Below are 6,693 nucleotides of genomic sequence, written 5' to 3' on the forward strand. Positions count from 1 at the left end.
GGTTTATCATGTGGGTGGTGGGACTTTACAAGCTGAAAATCCTTTTAAAACCTATCTTAACTTCAGAAATAATTTAGTTCTGCTTCAAAAGAATCTTCCTGCAGGTAAAGCAACAATCATAATTTTTATCAGATTTTGGCTCGATTTTATTACTTTGATTAAATTCTTAATAGATGGAAAATTTAAAAATGCTCTAGCAATCAATCACGCTCATTTTTATTTTATTAAAAACATCTTTAAAAATATCCCTAAATCACGAAAAATTAAAAAAACTAAATTTAATGCCAAAGGATTATTCAATGGAAGTATTGTTTGGGAGTATTTTATAAATAAGAAAAAACATTTTTCAAGCTTAAAGAAAACTTTCTAGTGCTAATCGGTATCCGTTTAATCCAAACCCCGTTAATACACCCTTGCAATTTTTTCCAGTAAGTGAAATGTGTCTATATTCTTCTCTTGCATAGATATTTGAAATGTGTACTTCTACAACTGGCGTATTAATTCCAGCAATTGCATCCGAAATAGCGACAGAAGTATGGGTATATCCCCCAGCATTTAGAATAATACCATCATAATTGAATCCAACTTCATGTAATTTATTGATAATTTCACCTTCCACATTACTTTGAAAATAATCAAGCTCAATGATGCTATATTTGGACTTTAATTCTTCAAAATATGTTTCAAAATTGCTATCACCGTAAATTGATTTCTCACGTACGCCAAGTAAATTTAAATTTGGTCCGTTAATTATCTGTATTTTCATGAATTCTAATTCTTAAAGATTAATCAAACTTAAAAAATATTTTGGACTGGCAATCAGGTCTTATCGGCTTTAAATCATATTTAAGATTGGAACGTTCCCTATCGGCGAATACAATCGAAGCATATTTACATGATGTAGATAAGCTAAAGCAGTTTTTTATAGCTAAATCTGATAAAAAAGATTTAAAAAATATATCAAGTGATGATCTAAAAGATTTTTTAGTTTGGGTGAATGAATTGGGAATGCTTCCCCCTACTCAGGCAAGAGTTTTATCTGGTTTGAAAGCATTTTTTAAGTATTTAGTCCTTGAAAACATCATTAGTACCGATCCCTCAGCACTTTTAGAAAGCCCCAAAACAAGTCGCCGACTACCGGATACCCTAAACATTGTTGAAATTAATAGTATAATCGATGCAGTTGATCTTTCAAAACCTGAGGGTATGAGAAATAAGGCTATGTTAGAAATATTATATGGCTGTGGATTAAGGGTTTCTGAGCTTACTGGATTAAAAATCTCCAATCTATACTTAGATATCGATTTTATAAAAATTTTAGGAAAAGGCAATAAAGAACGGCTGGTACCCATTGGTTCAGATGCTGTTAAATATCTACGTATTTTTATTGATGAAATTCGCGTTCATATAAAAATAAAACCTGGAAATGAGGATTTTGTATTTTTGAATAATCGAGGAAACCCTATTTCAAGAGTTATGGTTTTTCTGATTATTAAAGATTTAGCCGTAAAAGCTGGAATTAAAAAGAGTATTAGTCCCCATACATTCAGACATTCATTTGCCACACATTTAATTGAGGGCGGAGCAGATTTAAGAGCTGTTCAAGAGATGCTTGGTCATGAAAGTATCACTACTACAGAGATTTACACTCACCTTGACCGCGATTATTTAAGAGAAACAATTATTCAGTTTCATCCAAGAAGCTAATCTATTGCTCCTCCTTGAAGAAAACTTTATAATAATTCATAGATTTATCATCATCATAGCCCTTTTCAATTAAATCTTTATTTCCGTGAATGTAGATATGAAAATTTTTATCAAGTTTTAATATACTTTTAAAGATTTTAGCTTGCTTTTTTACGGCTGCATTTGAAATATCGAATGGTTGATCTAATCCTGCATCAAACTCATCATTATATTCCTTGCTAAAATTTTTAAAGGATTCAATAGCTTTAGGATTTCCAATTACCTCTTCCGAAAACTCATCGATATCAAAACTATCCTTTTCTTTAAAGTACTTCATTGACTTATTTAAAAGATCTATTTTATCGGCTTTAGAAATATCAAATTGATCATCTATCTTATTAGTAATGAATTCTTTACAGACACCTAATGTTGTGTTAGTTTTATTGAAATTATCATTTCTAATTTTTAATTGTAAAAACTCATCCTTCCAATAAGCTGCATCTGTACGATTGGTTTGATCGATCACAATCACTTTAAAACCTTGATCTTTTTCAGAATTAAATATCAAACACCCCTTATCCAATTTGGTGATATTTATAGCATCTTCTTCGTATGTAAGTGCAAAACCACCCTCTTCTGGATTTACTTTTAGATAGCTCTCTTTAGTTTCTGATTTGAAAACACCAATGGCATCAACCATTTCACCTTCTAATTGAATATCTTTAAATGTGGCAATATAAAGCTCCCCAGACTTAATTTTAGGGTGATTTGATATATTGAATAAATGCTTTGTAATTTGTCCGCTTAACTCATGAAAACTAGAAGGGTCCTCAAAAATCATCGTACTAAAATGAAATAATTCATTTAAGTTGATATCATCGCTTGAATGTGTGAACCGAAATACTTCGTACGACTTTTCAAATGGAGATAAAAAATACTGCATTAAAAGTCGCCTAAGCGTTTCATCCTCTATGCTTAAGGTATTTTCTGATAAGCTATAAAACTCATTTAAAGACTTGTTTCCTACTCTATGGACAGAAATCTTAGCAAGTGTGGCATCAAAATAGGTAACCATGTTTTATTGGAGATGTTTTAGGGATGATAAAATTAGTGTAGAGAGGCTTTAATCATACGATCTTTACCATACATATCTTGACGGAGTTCTGCTGTCTTAAATCCTTTTTTTATTAATAATTCGACGGTTTCTTTGCCTAGATTTTCATTAATCTCAAGAAATAAGAACCCATTTTTTTTCAAGTTTTTTAAAGTAAAATTAGCAATGGCATCATAAAATATTAATGCTGAATCATCTGGGACAAATAAAGCAGTATGCGGCTCATGATTTAATACATTCTGATGCATTTCTAATTTCTCGGAATCTCTAACATAGGGAGGATTGCTAATTATTACATCATAAATTGTGTTGATTAGCGATTGTTTGATAGGATTTAGAATATTGTCCTCTATGAAATTAATCTCTGTTTTATTCAATTCAGCGTTCTTTTTCGCTGTATTTAAAGCAGTGTTTGAGATATCAACAGCTGAAATATCAGCTAAAGGAATATATTTTTTAATGGAAATAGGTATACATCCACTTCCTGTACCGATGTCTAATATTTTTAAGACCTCTGTTTCACCATTCATTTCTCGAATGGTAATAAGTGCCCAATCAATTAACTCTTCTGTCTCAGATCTTGGAATGAGTACCGAGGGGTTCACTTTTAATTTTAAATCGTAAAATTCAGTTTCACCTAAAATATATTGTAGCGGACTCCCATTTTTTAATTGTTCAAGTATTTCAAGCAATTTAAATCGATCAGATTCAGCTAATTGATCTTCTTTCATGCTCAAATACTTGGCTCTTTCAATCTTGCAAATAGCGTTGATACTTAGCCAAGTAAGACTTTTTGCCTCTTGTGGATCATAAATAGAGGATAAAGCATCAATAAATTCTTTCTCGAGTTGTATGAAAGTCATGGCGCAAAGTAAACCAATTCGCTTTAAAATCCATAATTTCTAGATTTTCTTTCATTAGAATAAAATTGCAAAATCGATCAGTTTTTGTGTAATTGATGTTATTTTTGTGATATGGCTCAACATGAGTATTTTTTAAGACGTTGCATTGAACTTGCACGATTAGGTAAGGGCAAAGTTAGTCCAAATCCTATGGTAGGCTCTGTTATCGTATTTGAGGACAAAATTATTGGTGAAGGCTATCATATGGCATTTGGCGAGGCACATGCTGAAGTAAATGCTGTTAAAGACGTGTTTGATAAGCATGCAGATGCTAAGGAATTGCTTAAAAAATCAACCATTTATGTCAATTTGGAGCCTTGCTCCCACTATGGCAAAACTCCACCTTGTGCCGATTTAATCATTACACATGAAATTCCAAAAGCAGTAATTGGATGCCGCGATCCTTTTCCAGCTATAAACGGCAAAGGAATTGAAAAATTGAAAAATGCTGGGGTTGAGGTTATTGAAAATATACTTACTGAAAAAGCCTATAATCTTAATATACGATTTTTTACTCGAATAAACAAACAAAGACCCTACATTATCCTAAAATGGGCTGAAACTTCCAATGGATATTTTGCACCTTTAGATGGATCTCAAAAATGGATAAGTTCTCCAGAATCTAAACAATTAGTACACTGTTGGAGAGCTGAGGAAGATGCTGTTCTTATTGGTAAAAATACAGCTTTGGCAGATAATCCTAGATTAAATGTGCGAGAATGTGAAGGTAGAAATCCTATTCGTATTATAGTTGACAGCCGTTTAGAACTTCCTGCTGATCTAAATATTTTTGATCAAAGTCAGGATACTATTATTTTTAATCAAGAAAAGACAGAAGTAATTGGAAAAATTAAATTCCTAGAGCTTGAAAATTTCGATTATTTACCGCAGTTAATTGCTTATCAACTTTATTTGATGGATGTTCAATCATTGATTGTGGAAGGTGGTAAAGAAACATTAGAAATATTTATTAAAGCTGGATTATGGGATGAAGCTAGAGTATTTGTTTCTCCTGATTGTTGGGATGAAGGTGTTTTAGCGCCTAAAATGAATAACACTTTAATTGAAACTAAAAGTATCGGTACTGATACTTTAAAAATTTACAAAATATAGCCTGACATGATTTATATATTAATAAGTGTCTGTTTTAGTGTTTTAGTTTCTGTCCTCCTAAAACTCGCTAAGCGCTATGAAATTGATAATAAACAAGCCATTGCTTGGAATTACTCTATTGCCGGATTTTTAACATGGGTAATTTATAGGTCTGAAATTCCCAATTTAACAGAAAGTATTTTCCCTGTATATATTGCTTTGGGTTTACTTTTACCATCACTGTTTGTCATTTTAGCCTTATCAATTAGATATACGGGCATTGTCCGGACTGATATTGCGCAAAGATTATCCTTATTTATCCCAGTTTTATCCGCATTTTTCTTGTTTGGTGAAGAACAATCGGCAATTAAAATAATTGGTATTGGAATAGCTTTTCTTGCTATTATTTTTTCAATTCCATGGCAGAAGGATCAAGGTGAAAAATCTGGAGTCTGGCTCTATCCATTACTTGTTTTTATTGGTATGGGCATCATTGATACCCTATTTAAGCAAATAGCTAAAACAAGTGATATTCCCTTCACTTCCTCCCTATTTATTGTTTTCATCATTGCATTTTCAATCTCCATTTTTTATCTCCTTTATTTATATTTCTTTAATAAATTGAGGTTTACTTTAATCAATTTGATTTGTGGTTGGATTCTAGGAATAGCAAATTTCGGCAATATACTTTTTTACCTAAAAGCACATCAGGATTTGGCAAATCAGCCCTCCATTGTATTCTCAAGCATGAATATTGGTGTAATTCTTTTAGGATCTGCTGTTGGGATTTTTGTTTTTAAAGAGCGACTTAGTCGCTTAAACTATGCTGGTATCTTACTTGCCTTAATTTCTATTATAGTTTTATACTTTGCTCAATAAATGATGCTTTTTGATGATACCTATAAAACCATAGAAAAGGAAGCTGAAGGCATTTTTAGAGATAAAGGAAGCCGTTTTATTGCCTATTTATATCCCATAAAATCTGAAGAAGAAATAAAGAATATAATTGTTGATCTTAAAACTTTACATCCCAAGGCTCGTCATCACTGCTGGGCAATGAGACTTGGACCAGACCGTACAATTTTCCGAATTAACGATGACGGTGAACCTTCAGGAACAGCCGGTAGACCTATTTTAAATACGCTTTTATCTTCTGATTTAACAAATGTTTTAGCCGTTGTTGTTCGCTATTTTGGTGGGACATTATTGGGTGTTCCTGGATTAATTAATGCTTATAAATCTGCAACGGTAGATGCTATAAATCAGGCACATATCATTGAAAAAACAATTGATCTTATTTTTAAACTTGAATTTGGACATTCAGTAATGAATGAAGTGATGAAGATAATTAAAGATGAAGGTTTACGGATTTTTAATCAGCAATTTGACCTTAATTGTTCCTTAGATATTGAAATTAGGCAATCACAGGTGAATAAAGTTCTTGGTCGGCTAGAGAAAGTTGAAGGATTAAACTGGAAAGGATAAAACAGGATTGATAAAGAAAATCACTAAAATAAGCTGTAAATTTGTATTTAATCTAGCTCTTTGTCCATGAAAACCATCTCAAATTCCGATTTAATCATAAACCAAGATGGGAGCATCTATCACCTTAATTTATTGCCTGAGGATGTTGCAGATACCGTTATAACTGTTGGCGATCCTGAAAGAGTTAGCGAGGTAAGTAGATATTTTGATCGCATTGAATTGAAAAAAGGTAAGCGTGAATTTATTACTCATACCGGATATCTTGGTTCCAAACGCATTACTGTAATTTCTACAGGTATTGGTACAGACAATATTGATATTGTAATCAATGAACTTGATGCATTGGTTAATATAGATTTTAGTACAAGATCGGTAAAAGAGGATCTAAAAAGTCTAGATATTATTAGAATTGGA

The 6,693-nt window shown here is 31.9% G+C and carries 7 protein-coding genes and 2 pseudogenes; 6 read left to right on the forward strand and 3 right to left on the reverse strand.

The window, feature by feature from the left end; genetic code table 11:
- Window positions 1–370, forward strand: a pseudogene (locus tag ACIQ0D_RS10765) (glycosyltransferase family 2 protein); the annotation flags it as partial.
- On the opposite strand, the gene aroQ reads toward ACIQ0D_RS10765, so the two are convergent.
- Window positions 353–766 carry a type II 3-dehydroquinate dehydratase gene (aroQ, locus tag ACIQ0D_RS10770; RefSeq protein WP_395805470.1) on the reverse strand — a complete coding sequence of 138 codons (414 nt, stop codon included), beginning with the start codon at window positions 764–766 and terminating at the stop codon, window positions 353–355. The pseudogene ACIQ0D_RS10765 and the gene aroQ sit on opposite strands and share 18 nt — an antisense overlap.
- A gap of 41 nt (window positions 767–807) precedes the next feature.
- Between aroQ and xerD the strand changes: the two genes are divergently transcribed.
- Entirely contained in the window at window positions 808–1,707 is a 900-nt protein-coding gene (xerD, locus tag ACIQ0D_RS10775; RefSeq protein ID WP_395805472.1) for a site-specific tyrosine recombinase XerD, read from the forward strand.
- A gap of 1 nt (window position 1,708) precedes the next feature.
- On the opposite strand, the gene ACIQ0D_RS10780 is transcribed toward xerD, so the two are convergent.
- Both ACIQ0D_RS10780 and prmC read right to left on the reverse strand, forming a co-directional pair.
- On the reverse strand, window positions 1,709–2,761 hold the full coding sequence (locus ACIQ0D_RS10780) for a nucleoid-associated protein (protein WP_395805474.1): 1,053 nt from the start codon (window positions 2,759–2,761) through the stop codon (window positions 1,709–1,711).
- Window positions 2,762–2,793: 32 nt separating this feature from the next.
- Window positions 2,794–3,663, reverse strand: coding sequence for a peptide chain release factor N(5)-glutamine methyltransferase (prmC, locus tag ACIQ0D_RS10785; protein WP_395805476.1), 870 nt, complete (start codon window positions 3,661–3,663; stop codon window positions 2,794–2,796).
- Between the two features lie 111 nt (window positions 3,664–3,774).
- On the opposite strand from prmC, the gene ribD reads away from it, so the two are divergent.
- From ribD to ACIQ0D_RS10805, 4 genes and pseudogenes are all read left to right on the forward strand, one after another.
- The gene (ribD, locus tag ACIQ0D_RS10790) at window positions 3,775–4,815 is read left to right on the forward strand and encodes a bifunctional diaminohydroxyphosphoribosylaminopyrimidine deaminase/5-amino-6-(5-phosphoribosylamino)uracil reductase RibD (protein WP_395805478.1); all 1,041 of its coding nucleotides are present in this window, start codon (window positions 3,775–3,777) and stop codon (window positions 4,813–4,815) included.
- A 6-nt stretch (window positions 4,816–4,821) separates the two neighbouring features.
- Window positions 4,822–5,673 carry an EamA/RhaT family transporter gene (locus ACIQ0D_RS10795; protein ID WP_395805480.1) on the forward strand — a complete coding sequence of 284 codons (852 nt, stop codon included), beginning with the start codon at window positions 4,822–4,824 and terminating at the stop codon, window positions 5,671–5,673.
- A 3-nt stretch (window positions 5,674–5,676) separates the two neighbouring features.
- Window positions 5,677–6,279, forward strand: coding sequence for an IMPACT family protein (locus tag ACIQ0D_RS10800; RefSeq protein ID WP_395805482.1), 603 nt, complete (start codon window positions 5,677–5,679; stop codon window positions 6,277–6,279).
- Window positions 6,280–6,345: 66 nt separating this feature from the next.
- Window positions 6,346–6,693, forward strand: a pseudogene (locus ACIQ0D_RS10805) (phosphorylase); the annotation flags it as partial.

The organism is Daejeonella sp. (assembly GCF_044342615.1).
Classification (GTDB): Bacteria; Bacteroidota; Bacteroidia; order Sphingobacteriales; family Sphingobacteriaceae; genus Daejeonella.